14 protein-coding genes are annotated in these 15,479 nt (G+C 45.0%); 12 read left to right on the top strand and 2 right to left on the bottom strand.

From position 1 onward, the window contains the following. Nucleotides 1-663: a hypothetical protein gene (locus GCWU000182_RS01910; protein ID WP_023391049.1), complete on the bottom strand. Its 663-nt coding sequence runs from the start codon at nucleotides 661-663 to the stop codon at nucleotides 1-3. A 228-nt stretch (nucleotides 664-891) separates the two neighbouring features. On the opposite strand from GCWU000182_RS01910, the gene GCWU000182_RS01905 reads away from it, so the two are divergent. The 7 genes from GCWU000182_RS01905 to eno all read left to right on the top strand — a co-directional run bounded on the left by GCWU000182_RS01905 (nucleotide 892) and on the right by eno (nucleotide 8,984). Further along, the gene (locus GCWU000182_RS01905; RefSeq protein WP_023391048.1) at nucleotides 892-1,362 is read left to right on the top strand and encodes an S-ribosylhomocysteine lyase; all 471 of its coding nucleotides are present in this window, start codon (nucleotides 892-894) and stop codon (nucleotides 1,360-1,362) included. A gap of 387 nt (nucleotides 1,363-1,749) precedes the next feature. Beyond that, the gene (locus GCWU000182_RS01900; protein WP_035363905.1) at nucleotides 1,750-2,799 is read left to right on the top strand and encodes a sugar-binding transcriptional regulator; all 1,050 of its coding nucleotides are present in this window, start codon (nucleotides 1,750-1,752) and stop codon (nucleotides 2,797-2,799) included. A gap of 26 nt (nucleotides 2,800-2,825) precedes the next feature. Further along, entirely contained in the window at nucleotides 2,826-3,827 is a 1,002-nt protein-coding gene (gene gap, locus GCWU000182_RS01895) for a type I glyceraldehyde-3-phosphate dehydrogenase (protein WP_023391046.1), read from the top strand. Between the two features lie 198 nt (nucleotides 3,828-4,025). Continuing rightward, complete coding sequence (locus tag GCWU000182_RS01890) at nucleotides 4,026-5,216, top strand: phosphoglycerate kinase (RefSeq protein WP_023391045.1); 1,191 nt, start codon at nucleotides 4,026-4,028, stop codon at nucleotides 5,214-5,216. 75 nt (nucleotides 5,217-5,291) lie between these two features. Beyond that, complete coding sequence (gene tpiA / locus GCWU000182_RS01885; protein WP_023391044.1) at nucleotides 5,292-6,047, top strand: triose-phosphate isomerase; 756 nt, start codon at nucleotides 5,292-5,294, stop codon at nucleotides 6,045-6,047. Continuing rightward, nucleotides 6,047-7,576, top strand: a complete 1,530-nt coding sequence (gpmI, locus tag GCWU000182_RS01880; protein WP_023391043.1) for a 2,3-bisphosphoglycerate-independent phosphoglycerate mutase — start codon at nucleotides 6,047-6,049, stop codon at nucleotides 7,574-7,576. The genes tpiA and gpmI overlap by 1 nt, the downstream gene beginning before the upstream one ends. Nucleotides 7,577-7,685: 109 nt before the next feature. After that, entirely contained in the window at nucleotides 7,686-8,984 is a 1,299-nt protein-coding gene (eno, locus tag GCWU000182_RS01875) for a phosphopyruvate hydratase (RefSeq protein ID WP_023391042.1), read from the top strand. A 134-nt stretch (nucleotides 8,985-9,118) separates the two neighbouring features. Here the strand turns inward: eno and GCWU000182_RS10135 are convergent, their stop codons facing one another. After that, the gene (locus tag GCWU000182_RS10135; protein ID WP_023391041.1) at nucleotides 9,119-9,853 is read right to left on the bottom strand and encodes a hypothetical protein; all 735 of its coding nucleotides are present in this window, start codon (nucleotides 9,851-9,853) and stop codon (nucleotides 9,119-9,121) included. A gap of 390 nt (nucleotides 9,854-10,243) precedes the next feature. Between GCWU000182_RS10135 and GCWU000182_RS01865 the strand changes: the two genes are divergently transcribed. The 5 genes from GCWU000182_RS01865 (at nucleotide 10,244) to smpB (ending at nucleotide 15,259) form a co-directional block, all read left to right on the top strand. Further along, on the top strand, nucleotides 10,244-11,029 hold the full coding sequence (locus GCWU000182_RS01865) for a sulfite exporter TauE/SafE family protein (RefSeq protein WP_246269777.1): 786 nt from the start codon (nucleotides 10,244-10,246) through the stop codon (nucleotides 11,027-11,029). Between the two features lie 66 nt (nucleotides 11,030-11,095). Beyond that, nucleotides 11,096-11,332 (top strand): preprotein translocase subunit SecG, encoded by a 237-nt coding sequence (gene secG / locus GCWU000182_RS01860; RefSeq protein ID WP_023391039.1) that lies wholly within the window; start codon nucleotides 11,096-11,098, stop codon nucleotides 11,330-11,332. 67 nt (nucleotides 11,333-11,399) lie between these two features. Next, entirely contained in the window at nucleotides 11,400-12,146 is a 747-nt protein-coding gene (locus GCWU000182_RS01855) for an alpha/beta hydrolase (protein ID WP_051372912.1), read from the top strand. 39 nt (nucleotides 12,147-12,185) lie between these two features. Beyond that, nucleotides 12,186-14,783, top strand: coding sequence for a ribonuclease R (rnr, locus tag GCWU000182_RS01850; RefSeq protein ID WP_023391037.1), 2,598 nt, complete (start codon nucleotides 12,186-12,188; stop codon nucleotides 14,781-14,783). A 23-nt stretch (nucleotides 14,784-14,806) separates the two neighbouring features. After that, nucleotides 14,807-15,259, top strand: a complete 453-nt coding sequence (gene smpB, locus GCWU000182_RS01845; protein WP_023391036.1) for an SsrA-binding protein SmpB — start codon at nucleotides 14,807-14,809, stop codon at nucleotides 15,257-15,259. Nucleotides 15,260-15,479 lie beyond the last annotated feature (220 nt).

The following is a 15,479-nucleotide window of genomic DNA, read 5'->3' as shown; positions in this document are numbered from 1 at the left end:
TTAATCTCTAAAATAATGCGGCAGGCTAGCGAAGACGCGTTTGTCGGCCCAACCAATCCAGGCGCCTTGGCAGAGCAGGGCGGCGATGGTGCCCAGGTTAACGGCATAGAGGTGGCCAGAGAGGACAAACATGATAATCAGCATAGCAATTGGGATGCTAAAGGTTAGGAGTTGTGCCTGAACCGGGTTGCCATTACAGAACTTAAAACGGAGGGTGTTAGTCAATTCATCGAGAGGATGAATAATCCAATTGACCCGTTGATAGATAGAAATGGCAATAGCAATCAAGAAGATGCCAGCCACATTCAAGACCAGACGTAACCAAACCGGCAGCCCAGGTAAGCCCAGCCAGCCCATACCTTGAACGAAAAACTGGACCATGACACTGAAAGGGAAGATGAAGGCAAAGTTCCCTATAATCAGGGGAATATCTATTTTCTTATCAATAATAATGTTCAGGATAATGCCGAGCAGGGCATTGAAGAGCAAGACGGTACCCAATTGAATAGGGAAGTAGTTAGAAATATTGACGGAGGCAGCGGTCCACATGGAAGAGCCCATATTCATAGAGACTGTCAGGGCATTGCCAAAGGTATTAAGCAAGATTGAGATAGATAGGTAGTAGATTTTTTCCTGGAGAGTGAGTGGGCGGGGTTGAGACATTATTTAAAGTTCCTTTCTTGATTTGACAACCCTCTTATTCTAGCATAATTCGCCTAATTTGCCTATCCGGAAATCCTCAAGCAGACGGGTTGAAGTTCAGACGCAAAATACCTATAATAGTAACTAGCAATAACCCGTATTTTATAGGAAGAAAAACTTCCGCACCCTCCTAAAAAAGGGACTGACAAACGGATTTCTGGCTGAAGAAAGATAGAAAGAAGGAATACTATGGCACAAGTAGAAAGTTTTACCCTAGATCATAATGCCGTTAAGGCGCCGTATGTTCGCCTAGCCGGCACGGAGCGCCACGAAACTGGAGCCCTCTTGCAAAAATATGACTTGCGATTCTTGCAACCTAACCAAGACGCAATCCCTACAGGAGCGCTTCATACCCTAGAACACTATTTGGCCATTAACTTACGCGATGAGTTGGAAGGGGTCGTAGATATCTCACCAATGGGCTGCCGGACTGGTTATTACATGGTGATTTGGAATGAGCACACACCAGCAGAAGTAGCCCAAGCGCTAGCTAACGTTTTGAAAAAGGTTCAAGGTTTTACGGACATTCCGGCAGCGACGGCTAAGGAATGTGGTAATTACAAGGATCATTCGCTCTGGGGCGCCAAAGAGTATGCCCGTTTGGTCTTAGAACAAGGCATTAGCACGGATCCTTTTGTCCGTGACCAAGTAATTCGTTAAGCCATATGAAAAGGACAGGCATGAGCCTGTCCTTTTTGTCTACTCCAAGATAGGAATCAAAAAAATGTTGTCGACAGGAAAGATAGGGTAAGGACAAGAGCTGACTATGAGAGAGTAGGGCGTTTGCTTGCCATCCTGACTTCCTTATAGGACATAAAAGGCGATGACAGCGTAATTTTCATGAAAGCACTTCCTATTTATTGGTCATTTCCCGCCCAATTGAAACTAGATGAAAATTTAGTGAGAAATAAAACTGTATGCGGTTTAACATTTGCATTATAGGAATAAGAATGGTATCATAAAAGAGGTTAGAGAAGGAGCGATTCTTCTTAAGACAGGAGTCTGAGAAGCTTTGCATGGTCAATCTTTGACCAAAGGAGGCAGATGATGCGAGATATGTTTTCTTTGATTGAGAAAGTCGTCCCGCAAGTCGGCCAAGAATTAGTACAGCGATTGCGCATAATGAAGACCTTGGCCCAACATCCCGAGCGAATTGGTCGTAAGACCCTAGCAGAGGAAGTGGCCCTATCAGAGCGTAGCTTGCGAACCTTGATGGATAGCTTGCGGTCTCAGGGCTTGGTGGATGTCAAGCAGTCAGGAATTCGGCTAACACCCATTGGCTTAGATGTTTTAGAAGCCATGGAGCAAGCCTTAGACGATCACCATGAGTTCTTCGAGCTAGCTCAAGGAGTCAAGGAGAAGCTAGGACTGCAAGAAGTCTGGATTGTCAAAGGTGATGCCGATGTCGATCCTAAGGTTGGGAGCCGGCTAGGACGCAAGGTAGCAGAGTTTCTGGCCTTGAACCTAGAATCAGGACGTCAAGTGCTTGCCATGACCGGGGGAACTACCCTGGCTCAAGTAGCCCAAGAATTCACACCTCAATTAGGAGAAGGTCGAGACCTAGTCTTTGTACCGGCTCGTGGCGGGGTTGGGGGTTCTTATGATATTCAAGCCAACAATATCGGAGGCTTGATGGCTAAGCAGACAGACGGTCAATTTGTGCCACTCTTTATCCCTGAGAATATCGGGGAGCAAGTTTCGCAAGTACTACTCAACAATCCTTCTATACGTCATGCTGTTGAATTAAGTAAGACAGCCAATGTGCTCTTGTTATCGGTCGGCAATGCCAATGTGATGGCAGAACGACATGATTTAACGGCGGATCAGAAGCGATTATTGAAGGACCAAGATGCGGTTGGAGAAGCCTTCGGGGTATTTTTCAATCAATGTGGCCAGGAGGTCTTGCGTTTACCGAGATTCGGAATTCAATTCCAGTCTTTGCGTGAGGTGCCTCTCTTGATTACCGTAGTAGGCGGCGCTAGCAAGGCCCGCGCTGTAGAGGCTTACTACAAACTTATCCAACATCATGGGGTTCTAATCTGTGATGAAGGAATCGCAAACATGGTTTTAAGTGGGGCTAATACCCCGTTAAAATAAATTTTTCCTTAAGGAGGAAGTCAAATATGACAGTAAAAGTAGGTATTAACGGTTTTGGACGTATCGGTCGTTTAGCATTCCGTCGTATCCAAGAAGTAGAAGGTTTGGAAGTTGTCGCAATCAACGACTTAACTGATGCTAAACAATTAGCACACTTATTAAAATATGACTCAACTCAAGGTCGTTTCAACGGTGAAGTTGAAGTATTAGACGGTGCTTTCCGTGTGAACGGTAAAGAAGTTAAAGTTTTAGCTAACCGTAATCCTGAAGAATTACCTTGGGGTGAATTAGGTGTAGATATCGTGCTTGAATGTACTGGTTTCTTCACTTCAAAAGAAAAAGCTGAATTACACTTAAAAGCTGGTGCTAAACGTGTAGTTATCTCAGCTCCTGGTGGTAACGACGTACCAACAGTTGTTTACAACGTTAACCACAACATCTTAACTGGGGATGAAACAGTAATCTCTGGTGCTTCATGTACTACTAACTGCTTGGCTCCAATGGCTAAAGCTTTACAAGACAACTTCGGCGTTGTAGAAGGCTTGATGACTACTATCCACGCTTACACTGGTGACCAAAACACCTTGGACGCTCCACACCCTAAAGGTGACTTGCGTCGTGCTCGCGCAGCAGCTGTAAACATCGTACCTAACACAACTGGTGCTGCTAAAGCTATCGGCTTAGTAATCCCAGAATTGAACGGTAAATTAGATGGGGCTGCACAACGTGTTCCTGTACCAACTGGTTCTTTAACTGAATTAGTAACTGTTTTAGAAAAACCTGTAACTGCTGAAGAAGTTAACGCAGCAATGAAAGCAGCAGCTAACGAATCTTACGGTTACACTGAAGATCCACTCGTATCTTCTGATATCGTAGGGATCACTTACGGTTCATTATTTGACGCAACTCAAACCAAAGTAATGACTGTAGGCGACAAACAATTAGTTAAGACTGTATCTTGGTATGACAACGAAATGTCATACACTGCTCAATTAATTCGTACCTTAGCTTACTTCGCAAGCTTATAATCATAAGTTTCATATACGAATGTCGAGCTTAGTCGCATGACACTCTAGGCGGGGAAGTGACAAGCTTCCTCGCCTTTTGTTTATTATCACCGCTTTGGTGTTGAGGTCAGTTGCATCAGCAGGTTGACCCATCGCCAGGAAGAGTCACTGCTGTCAATTGATAACAGCACCAAATCGCATGCCCAAGGAGGTTTTTATATGGCAAAAAAAATCGTAACTGATTTAGATGTAGCAGGTAAAAAGGTATTAGTTCGGGTGGACTTCAACGTTCCGATGAAAGATGGCGTCATCACTGACGACAACCGGATTGTTCAAGCTTTGCCAACTATCCAATACTTAATCGATAACAAAGCAAAACTCATCCTCTTCTCTCACTTAGGTAAAGTTAAAACTGAAGAAGACAAGGCTTCTAAGTCTTTGGCTCCAGTTGCAAAACGTTTAGGTGAATTATTAGGTAAGGAAGTAACTTTCGTGCCAGAAACCCGCGGGGCAGCTTTAGAAGCAGCTATTGACGGTTTAGCTGAAGGCGATGTCTTAGTATTCGAAAACACTCGTTTTGAAGACATCGATGGTAAAAAAGAATCTAAAAACGACCCAGAATTGGGCAAATACTGGGCAAGCTTGGGTGACCTCTTTGTCAACGATGCCTTTGGGACAGCACACCGTTCTCACGCATCTAACGTTGGGGTGGCAAGCCACTTGGAAACTGCCGCTGGTTTCTTGATGGATAAGGAAATCAAGTTCATTGGTGGCGCGGTTGACAATCCAAAACGTCCATTCGTTGCGATCTTAGGTGGGGCTAAGGTCTCCGATAAGATTGGGGTTATTGAAAACCTCCTCGATAAGGCTGACAAAGTCTTAATCGGTGGTGGGATGGCCTACACCTTCTTCAAAGCAAAAGGCTACGAAGTAGGGCTTTCTCTCTTAGAAGCTGATCGCGTAGAATTAGCTAAAGAAATCATGGCCAAGGCTGGCGACAAATTAGTATTGCCAATTGACAACAAGGTGGCACCAGAATTTAGCAATGACGCACCAATTACAGTAGTATCTTCAGATGCTATCCCAGCAGATCAAGAAGGTTTAGACATCGGTCCAGCGACTGTTAAACTCTTCTCTGACTACTTACAAGATGCTAAGACCGTTGTATGGAACGGGCCTATGGGTGTCTTCGAGTTCTCTAACTTTGCTGGCGGGACCATTGGGGTCTGCGAAGCAATTGCGCACCTTGAAGGGGCAACCACTATTATCGGTGGTGGGGACTCTGCAGCAGCTGCAGCTCAATTAGGCTATGCTGACAAGTTCACTCACATCTCAACTGGTGGGGGCGCATCCTTAGAATACCTCGAAGGTAAGGAATTACCAGGGGTTGCTTCTATCTCAGACAAATAAGAATTAAATCAATCTGTGAAGGCCAGGGCTTCTTTCTAAGCCCTGGGACCTTCCGTAATCCTTAGGAGGATACTAATGAGAAAACCAATTATTGCAGGTAACTGGAAAATGAACAAAACCAACGAAGAAGCGAAAGCTTTCGTTGAAGCGGTTAAAGGTAAATTACCTTCCGCAGATCTTGTTGAAGCAGTTGTGGGCGTTCCAGCCTTAGTGGCTTCTGACGTTAAAACAAGCTTAGCTGGTTCAAACTTAGGTTTGGCAGTACAAAACTGCTACTTCGAAGATGCAGGTGCCTTTACAGGTGAAACTAGCCCAGCATCACTCAAAGCATTAGGTGTTGACTATGTTATCATTGGTCACTCAGAACGTCGTGAATACTTCCATGAGACAGACCAAGACGTTAACAAGAAGGGCTTAGCAATCTTCCGAAACGGCATGGTGCCAATTATCTGCTGTGGTGAAACCTTAGAACAATACGAAGCAGGTCAAGCAGAAGAAGTTGTTGAAAAACAAGTAACAGCTGCTTTGGCAGGTTTCTCAGAAGATCAAGTGAAAGCTTCTGTTATCGCTTATGAACCAATTTGGGCGATTGGGACTGGTAAATCTGCAACCAAAGAAGACGCACAAAAAATGTGTGCAGCGGTTCGTTCAGTCGTAGCTAAGAACTTTGGTCAAGCAGCAGCAGACGCTGTACGCGTACAATATGGTGGCTCAGTTAAACCAGAGAACGTGGCAGAATACATGTCATGCCCAGATGTTGACGGTGCCTTAGTCGGCGGTGCTTCTTTAGTACCAGAATCATTCTTAGCGTTATTAGAAGGTGTGAAATAATGTCAAAAGCTCCTGTAGCCTTAATCATCTTGGATGGCTTTGCTATTCGCGACGAAGTATTCGGGAATGCCGTTAAAGCAGCCAAGAAACCAAACTTTGACCGTTACTGGGAAACTTATCCTCACAACCAACTCAAAGCCAGCGGTGAAGACGTAGGCTTGCCAGATGGCCAAATGGGTAACTCCGAAGTAGGTCACTTGAACATTGGGGCAGGGCGTATTGTATATCAATCCCTAACCCGTATTAACATTTCCATTCGTGAAGGCCAATTCTATGAAATTCCTGAATTGGTTGAAGCGGTGAAAGCAGCCAAAGAATCAGGTAAAGCTCTTCACTTGATGGGCTTAATCTCTGATGGTGGGGTTCACTCTCACTACGAACACCTCTTCGCGCTCTTGCGTTTAGCTAAGCAATATGGCCTTGAAAAAGTCTATGTGCATGGCTTCTTAGATGGTCGTGACGTGGCGCCATCTTCAGGTTTAGACTTCGTTAAGAAGACTGAAGAAGTATTTGGTGAAGTCGGCGTAGGTCGCTTCGCAACCATTTCTGGTCGTTACTATGCTATGGACCGTGACAAGCGTTGGGAACGGGTGCAACTGGCTTATGACGCTATGGTTCACGGCAAAGGTGCCCAATTTGACTCTGCTGTGGCAGGGATTGAAGCTTCCTATAAGGAAGAAGTTTACGATGAATTTGTAGTGCCATTCGTGGTTACTGAAGGTGGTCAACCAGTAGCTGAGATTGAATCTGGCGACTCTGTTGTCTTCTTCAACTTCCGTCCAGACCGGGCTATCCAATTAGGGACTGCCTTGTCTAACCCAGCGTTCGAAGGGTTCGACCGCGGCGACTATCCAAAAGACCTCAAATTCGTGACCTTCACTGTATACAGTGATGATGTCTTAGCAGAGATTGCCTTCAAGAAGGTTGACCTCAAAAACACCATCGGTGAAGTCCTGGCCGATAATGGCAAACAACAATTACGGATTGCAGAAACTGAGAAATATCCTCACGTAACCTTCTTCATGAGTGGTGGCCGTCACGAGGAATTTCCAGGCGAAGATCGGATTTTAATCCCATCTCCTAAGGTCGCAACCTATGACCTCAAGCCAGAAATGTCTGCTTATGAAGTCAAGGATGCCTTAGTAGCTGCCATCAATGAAGATAAGTTGGATGCCATCATCCTTAACTTCGCTAACCCAGACATGGTAGGTCACTCTGGTATGTTAGAACCAACTGTCAAAGCAATTGAAGCAGTTGATGAGTGCTTGGGTGAAGTCGTTGACTTAATCTTAGCCAAAGGCGGTTCTGCCATCATTACAGCTGACCACGGGAACTCAGACGAAGTGGTGACTTTAGACGGTCAACCAATGACTGCCCACACAACGAACCCAGTGCCGGTTATTGTAACTAAGCCAGGGGTAGAGCTCCGTTCAGGCGGCCGTTTGGCTGACTTAGCCCCAACCATGCTAGATTTATTAGGGGTTGCGCAACCGGAAGAAATGACCGGGGAATCCCTCATTAAGAAATAGGTTAAAAAGCAAGAAAATCTTTGCATTTTGCCACGAAAATCACTAAAATAGATAGTGGCAATACTCTTAAGTAATTAAGAGGCTAATCAACTTTAAAGGAGAGAACAATATGCCATACATTACAGACGTTTATGCTCGTGAAGTCCTCGACTCTCGCGGTAACCCAACCATCGAAGTAGAAGTTTACACTGAAAGTGGTGCCTTCGGTCGTGGGATGGTTCCATCAGGTGCGTCAACTGGTGAATATGAAGCAGTTGAATTGCGTGATGGCGACAAATCACGTTACTTAGGTAAAGGGGTTTCTAAAGCAGTTGACAACGTGAACAACGTCATCGCTGACGCTTTGTTAGGCTACGATGTTTTAGAACAAAACGCCATCGACAAATTGATGATTGAATTAGACGGGACTCCTAACAAAGGGAAACTCGGTGCTAACGCAATCTTAGGTGTATCGATTGCTGTTGCTCGCGCTGCTGCTGACTACTTAAACGTTCCACTTTACAAATACTTAGGTGGCTTCAATACGAAAGTATTACCAACACCAATGATGAACATTGTCAATGGTGGTTCTCACTCTGACGCGCCAATCGCTTTCCAAGAATTCATGATCTTGCCAGTAGGCGCACCAAGCTTCAAAGAAGCACTTCGTTGGGGGGCAGAAATCTTCCACGAATTGAAATCTATCTTACACAAACGCGGTTTAGTAACTGCAGTTGGTGACGAAGGTGGTTTCGCTCCTAACTTTGAAGGGACTGAAGATGGCGTAGAAACTATCTTAGAAGCTATCAAGAACGTTGGCTTGGAACCAGGTAAAGATGTATTCTTAGGTTTCGACTGTGCAGCTTCTGAATTCTACGAAGATGGCGTATACGACTACACCAAGTTCGAAGGCGACAAAGGTGCAAAACGTACTTCTGCTGAACAAGTAGACTACTTGGAAGAATTGGTTAACAAATACCCAATCATCACCATTGAAGACGGTATGGACGAAAACGACTGGGATGGTTGGAAATTATTGACTGACCGTTTAGGTTCTAAAGTTCAATTAGTAGGTGACGACTTGTTCGTAACTAACACTGCTAAATTGTCTGAAGGGATTGAAAAAGGGATTGGTAACTCAATCTTAATCAAGGTTAACCAAATCGGTACCTTGACCGAAACCTTCGATGCAATTGAAATGGCTCAAAAAGCTGGTTACACTGCGGTAGTATCTCACCGTTCTGGTGAAACTGAAGACTCAACCATCTCTGATATCGCTGTAGCAACTAACGCTGGCCAAATCAAGACTGGTTCATTGTCACGTACTGACCGTATCGCTAAGTACAACCAATTGCTCCGTATCGAAGACGAATTAGGCGAAGTAGCTCGCTACGACGGCTTGAAGTCTTTCTACAACTTAGGTAAATAATTCTTAAGTAGGCTTGAGACTAGGACGTATGTCCTAGTCTCTTTTTGTTGACTTAGGGATTGGCGACTGACTAGATAGAGGACAAGCAAGCAGCCAGCTCCAGACCTAGTGTCTGAAGCTGGCTGCTTAAGTGCTTAGTTATAGTAGTAAGACGTGTTGTAGTTGTAGTCGTATTGATTGTAATAACCGTAGTTATAATTGTAGTTATAGTCATAATCATTGCTGTAGTAATAGTTGTAATTGTAATCATAGTTATAATCGTAGTTTTGATTATAGTTATAGTCATAGCTGTAATCGTAGTTGTTGTCATCACTACTATGGTAAGAAGGTGTTTCTTCTGAATGGCTTTCGCTTGATTCGTGATTGTTTGATTCTAGCTCATCTTCTTGGGAAACTGAACCTGGTTGGGATGGAGCAGGCGGAAGCGTTGCAGTCGTCATAACTTGGCTATCCTCAGGAGCCACAACAATAGGATCGAGTGGCTTGTAACCGTTGGCCATCGTGTCTTTTGGTTTGGTCTCTTGGCTAGCGAAGCGAGGAACAAAACCTGGTAAGCCTTGGCTTGGTCTTGGAGGCAGCGCGTCAGTCGTCATGACTTGGTTGTCCTCAGGCGCTAAAACAATCGGGTCAAGTGGCTTGTAGCCATTGGCCATCGTGTTCTTTGGTTGGCTTTCTTGGTTAGAGAAGCGAGGAACAAAGCCTGGCAGACCTTGGCTTGGTCGTGGGGGTAGCGTATCAGTCGTCATGACTTGGTTGTCCAGGGGGTCTAGGACTAATGGGGGAAGTTCAGCGGCTTGGACGTTAGCAGAAGCCAAAGCGCAAGCAGCAAGAGTTGATAGCCCTAAAAGGCTAATTAGGGATTTTTTCATAGGATTCTCTCCTTTACGTTTTGATGGACTGAGTATAGCATGGTTGATATGTATTGTAAACGAAAAAATTAAAGAAATTAATAAAATAGAAAACTTAATATATGTATATGAATAATAATAATAGCAAGGTTTAAAAAGGTAGTTTTAGTTATTTTAGGGACCATAAACCCTATTTATCTCGAATTTTATCTATAAAGGCGATTATTAGAATTTAATGTGTAGACATTTTATTTTAAATATAATCGATACAATTTTTAATTATACATTTTTTATGAGGATTTACTTTATAAAATAGTGGTACAATGGAGTTCTTTACTTGTGCAAAATAGCTGATAATTGTGTAAAATAGAAGTGACGAGAAGTGATGACGTCAGAGGAGCGCGAATAAGTGTGAGCGGAATAGGGGTACTATATTTTCTGATTATTGTAGTTGCCAATGCCGTAGGCAGCGTGTCGGGTATGGGCGGTGGTGTCATTATCAAGCCGGTCTTGGACTTTGTAGGCCATGATTCGGTAGTAGCCATCTCTTTTTATTCGACGGTGGCAGTCTTTACCATGTCTTTGGTATCAACCATACGTCAAGTTCAAGCGGGACGTAAGATCCAGTGGCAGCAAGTAGCCTATCTGGCCTTGGGGTCAGTTTTGGGCGGCTACCTGGGTAATCAAACTTTTGAGTTTTTGCTTAAAAGAGTAGCACAGGCCAGTCAAGTTACCCTGATTCAAATCGTAGTGACAGTTGCGCTGTTAGTTTTTGCCATGATTTACACGCGCATCGAAAATTTACATTGGTCCAAGCAAGGGGCGCTATGGTATAGTGCAGTAGGCTTAAGTTTGGGATTTTTTGCTAGTCTATTAGGAATCGGTGGAGGACCCATTAATGTTTCCTTGCTTATGCTGGTTTTCGCCATGCCAATCAAGGAAGCAACGGTCTATTCCATTGCGACCATTTTTTGTTCCCAGTTAACTAAGTTAGTGACCATTGCCTGGGGAACAGGCTTTGCCCGCTATGACCTGTCGATTTTGGTATATATTGTGCCGGCTGCCATAATAGGTGGTTTATTGGGGGCTAGAATGTCTCGACTTCTATCCGACCAAGCTGTTCGCCGGGTCTTTCAATGGGTGGTCTTGCTAGTCATAGGGATTAATCTCTATAATGCCTACCAAATATGGCATTAGGAGTTGTTAGCTTGCCTAATATGTGGTATTATAAGGGGTAGAGATTTTCGAAAAGGAGGAAGTACCTTGTCAGAAGTATTGACTGTTGCCTTAGTCATCGTATCAATTATTCTAATTATGTTGGTCATTATGCAACCATCTAAAAGTAATGCAGCAAGCTCATTGTCAGGTGGTAGTGCCGAGAACCAAATGAGCAAGACCAAGGCCCGTGGTTTTGAGGCTTTTCTCATTCGCACCACTGTGGTATTTGGTGTCTTGTTCTTTGTATTAGCCTTAGCACTCGCTTATTTCTCTTCTAAATAAGTTGCTTAAGTTTTAGATCTCTGACCTTAGACTCAGAGGTCTTTTTTCTTGAAAAGGAGGAATGATTATGCCCCTCTCTAAGGGTGCCTATTATTTAGAAGCTCCGGGAGCACGGCTTGGTATCATTCTCTGCCATGCCTACACAGGTAGCACAGCTGACGTAAGACCCCAAGCTGGGTTATTGAATCGTCAAGGCTACGGAGTACTCTGTCCCTTATTCACAGGGCATGGGACGACAGATATTCAAGATATCTTAGATGCTGGACCTGAAATCTGGTGGCGTGACTTGGAAGAGGCACTAGCCTTTATGAAAGAACGCTACGATAAGGTCCTAGTCTTCGGCCTATCTATGGGTGGAGTTATGGCCATGCGCGCCCTTTGTGAGGCGGATAGTCAACTTGTTGGTGGGGGCGTCTTTAACTCGCCAGTGATTAGTCGCGATGGCCTACAGCTAGAAAATCGCTTCATGTCTTTTGCCCGCTACTTGGCAGAAAAGCGAGGCGATTTGCCTGACTATTTGCAGACGGAAGAAGCAGTGCGGACTGCCCACCGTCAACAGGTAGCGGACATTCAAGCTTTCGCTCGTGGTTTTGAAGACCAACTCGCTTCGATTGAACTACCTGTCTACATTGTTCAGTCGGCCCAAGATGAATTAGTGGATCCAGAAGCGGTCTATGATTTGCTAGAGGCTCTGGAATCTGCCAAAATCAGCTTCCACTGGTGTGAGGATAACACACATGTCATTACCACCAACCGTAATCGTTCAGACTTTGAAGCTAGCTTATTGCAATTTATCCAAGTATTTGATGACTAAAGAATTTTAATTTAAAACAAAGGAGGTGCATGAGACGCTATGAGTGCACTCACAAGCATTGAAAAAAGAATTTTGTCCTATTTGAAGGACCAAGAAGCGGGGGCGACTGTGACAAGCCAGTCATTGGCCAAAGCCCTCAATTACGGTGGCACCAAGATGTATAAGAAATTGGTGCGTGCCATTAATTATTTAGAAAGTATCGGAGAGCTAGAGCAGACCAAACGAGGCCATTATCGCCTTAACGCCAAGACTGCTAAAACAGTAGTGGGGACCTATCGAGCTAATGCCCAAGGCTTTGGTTTTGTCACCTATGCCGAAGGCCAGCCTGATTTCTTCGTTCCTAGAGGCCGAGCTTTGAATGCTATGCAAGGGGACATGGTTGAGGTTGAAGTCCTGAAATTGGCCAACCCTCAAACGGGTAAAGGCTCAGAAGTTCAAGTTTTACGCGTACTAGAACGTGCTGTGAGCCAGTTGGTAGGGGAATTCGTCGCATACCCGAGCGAAGTCCGTCAGGAACGTCAGGCTCTGGGCTATGTCTTACCACAAGGTGATTACAGTGACGCCGTCCGGGTTGAAATCGACCCAGCTGGGATCCAGCCTGCTGACCATTCCATTTGTATTGTTAAGATTAGTCAGTATCCGACAGCAGAAAACCCTCACCTCTTACGAGGTCTAGTAGCCAAGGAAATTGGCCACCGCGATGAGCCAGGTGTGGATATCTTGTCCGTTCTCTATCAATTCGGAATTCCGCATGAGTTCCCAGAAGTAGTTAAGGAAGCGGCTGAGGCAGTGCCTCAGAGCTTATCGGCTCAGGACCTTGCCAATCGGGAAGATTTACGACAAGAGGTTATCCTGACGATTGACGGGGCAGATGCCAAGGACTTGGATGATGCTATCTCGCTTGAACGCCTAGATAATGGCGACTATGTCCTGGGTGTTCATATTGCCGACGTGTCCTATTATGTTGAAGAAGGTTCGGCCTTAGATCTGGAAGCTTATCAGCGAGGGACTTCTGTCTATTTAACTGACCGAGTTGTGCCAATGTTGCCGCAACGCTTGTCTAATGGGATTTGTTCCCTACATCCTCATGAAGATCGCTTGACCTTATCTTGTCAAATGGTCATAGATAGCCAAGGGCAGGTTAAATCCCATCGTATTTTCCGCTCAGTCATCCATTCTTCTTACCGCATGACTTATGATGATGTCAATGCGATTCTAGAAGGAGATGAGGGGCTGCACCAAAAATATGCGCCAATCGTGGACCTTTTAGAAGATATGAGTCAGCTCCACCATCTGCTGGAAGCCAGACGGATTAAGCGAGGGGCGTTAGATTTTGATGCGCCAGAAGCCAAGGTTTTGGTCGATAACCAAGGTCATCCGCTAGATATTCAATTGCGGGAACGAGGCGTGGCTGAACGCCTGATTGAGTCCTTTATGTTGGCGGCTAACGAGACGGTGGCAAAGCACTATATGACACGTGACTATCCTATGCTCTATCGGGTCCATGAACAACCTGATTCAGAACGTATGCAGCGATTCGCTGAGTTCATTACAGCTTTCGGCATTGTCCTCAGAGGTAAGGTAGAAACCATTGCGCCTAAGCAACTGCAGCAAGCCCTTAAGCAAGTTGATGGGCAAGACTTTGAACAGGCTGTGTCCACTATGATGTTACGTTCTATGAAACAAGCGCGCTATAGTGAGGAAGCCCTAGGTCACTATGGTTTGGCAACGGCTGAGTATACCCACTTTACATCGCCTATTCGTCGCTACCCAGACTTAATTGTTCACCGCCTCATTCATGCATATCTGGATAAGAAGCCAAGCCATCAGGACAAGGCTCGTATTTTTGATAAGTTGCCTGGCATTGCGGAACAAAGTTCTAAAATGGAGCGCCGGGCCATTGATGCCGAGCGTGATGTGACCGCCATGAAAAAAGCTGAATACATGCTAGATAAAATCGGGCAAGAATTTGAAGGGGTCATCTCTTCGGTGACCTCATTCGGTATCTTCGTTGCCTTGCCTAACACAGTAGAAGGTTTGATTAGCCTTAAGGATTTGACGGGCGATTATTATGAGTTCGATCAGGTTCATCTCTTACTAGTAGGGCAAAGAACAGGGCGAATCTTCCGCATTGGTCAGAAGGTTAAAGTACGCTTGGAAGCTGTTAATGTTGGCGAACGCGAAATTGACTTTAGCTTACTTGAGGCTGAACCCGTGACTGGCTTAGATGTAGACTTGGTCCTACAGCGCAGTAAGCAAGCCAAAGCTGCTAATAAGTCGGCTAAAGGTAAGACTCAAGACAGACAGCGCCAAGCCAAAAAGCTTAAAGGCACTGGTAAGCAGAAGCGTGCGACTAAAGAAGACAAAGTCTCTAACAATAAGTCCGGGGCTAGCAAGTCCAAGGGCTCAAAAGCCAATAAAGGCCGTCAAGAAGACAAGGGAAAAGCCAAATCTAAGTCTGCTAGCAAGCGCCATCGCAAGGAGCTGTCTGAGCATCAAAGCAAGGACAGCCGTCAGGCCAAGAAACAGTCTTTTGCTAGCGATAAGGCTAGCAAAAAGTCAGCTAAGTCTGCGGAAAACAAGTTCAAGCAATTTAAGATTAAACGCAAGCAGCCTCAGGCGAACCGCCTAGGCTAGCTCCTGCGGAAAAGAGGTGACTGATGTCGCAAGATAAGCCCTTAGCTCAGAATCGTAAGGTGCGTCATGATTATGAGATTCTCGAAACCTATGAGGCAGGCATGGTCTTGACCGGGACAGAGATTAAGTCTATTCGCAAGGGTAAGATGAACCTCAAGGATGGCTTTATCTCCATTCGTGACGGGGAGGCTTGGCTGAAGCAGGTCCATATTAGCCCCTATGACCATGGTAATATTTTTAACCATGATCCGGAGCGTGACCGTAAGCTTTTGCTTCATAAGAAAGAGATTCAGACTCTTCACCGCGAAGTTCAACAAAACCGGATGACCTTGGTACCACTAAAGGTTTATCTGGTAAGAGGACGGGCCAAATTACTCTTTGGCCTTGCGCGTGGTAAGAACAAGTATGATAAGCGTCATGCCCTCAAGGACCAACAGGCCAAACGGGATATTGACCGCGCCCTTAAAATCAGATAAGCAACTGGGACCATGGGTCCCAGTTTTTTTTGTATGGAGAAAACCACCAGCAATGCTGGTGGTTCCGGAGAGCTTACAGCGAGGTAAGCAAAAAGACCTCCCAAGTGGTAAACTTAGTGTAGGTTTCCCGACCACACAAAAAGAACCAGGGAGGTATCCTTATGAAAAAGGACAATGATAGTTTAGCACACACAAGTTGGAATTGTAAGTATCATATCGT

It is taken from the genome of Abiotrophia defectiva ATCC 49176, assembly GCF_000160075.2.
In the GTDB taxonomy this organism is placed as follows: Bacteria; Bacillota; Bacilli; order Lactobacillales; family Aerococcaceae; genus Abiotrophia; species Abiotrophia defectiva.
This window is presented reverse-complemented; position numbering and strand designations above follow the sequence as displayed.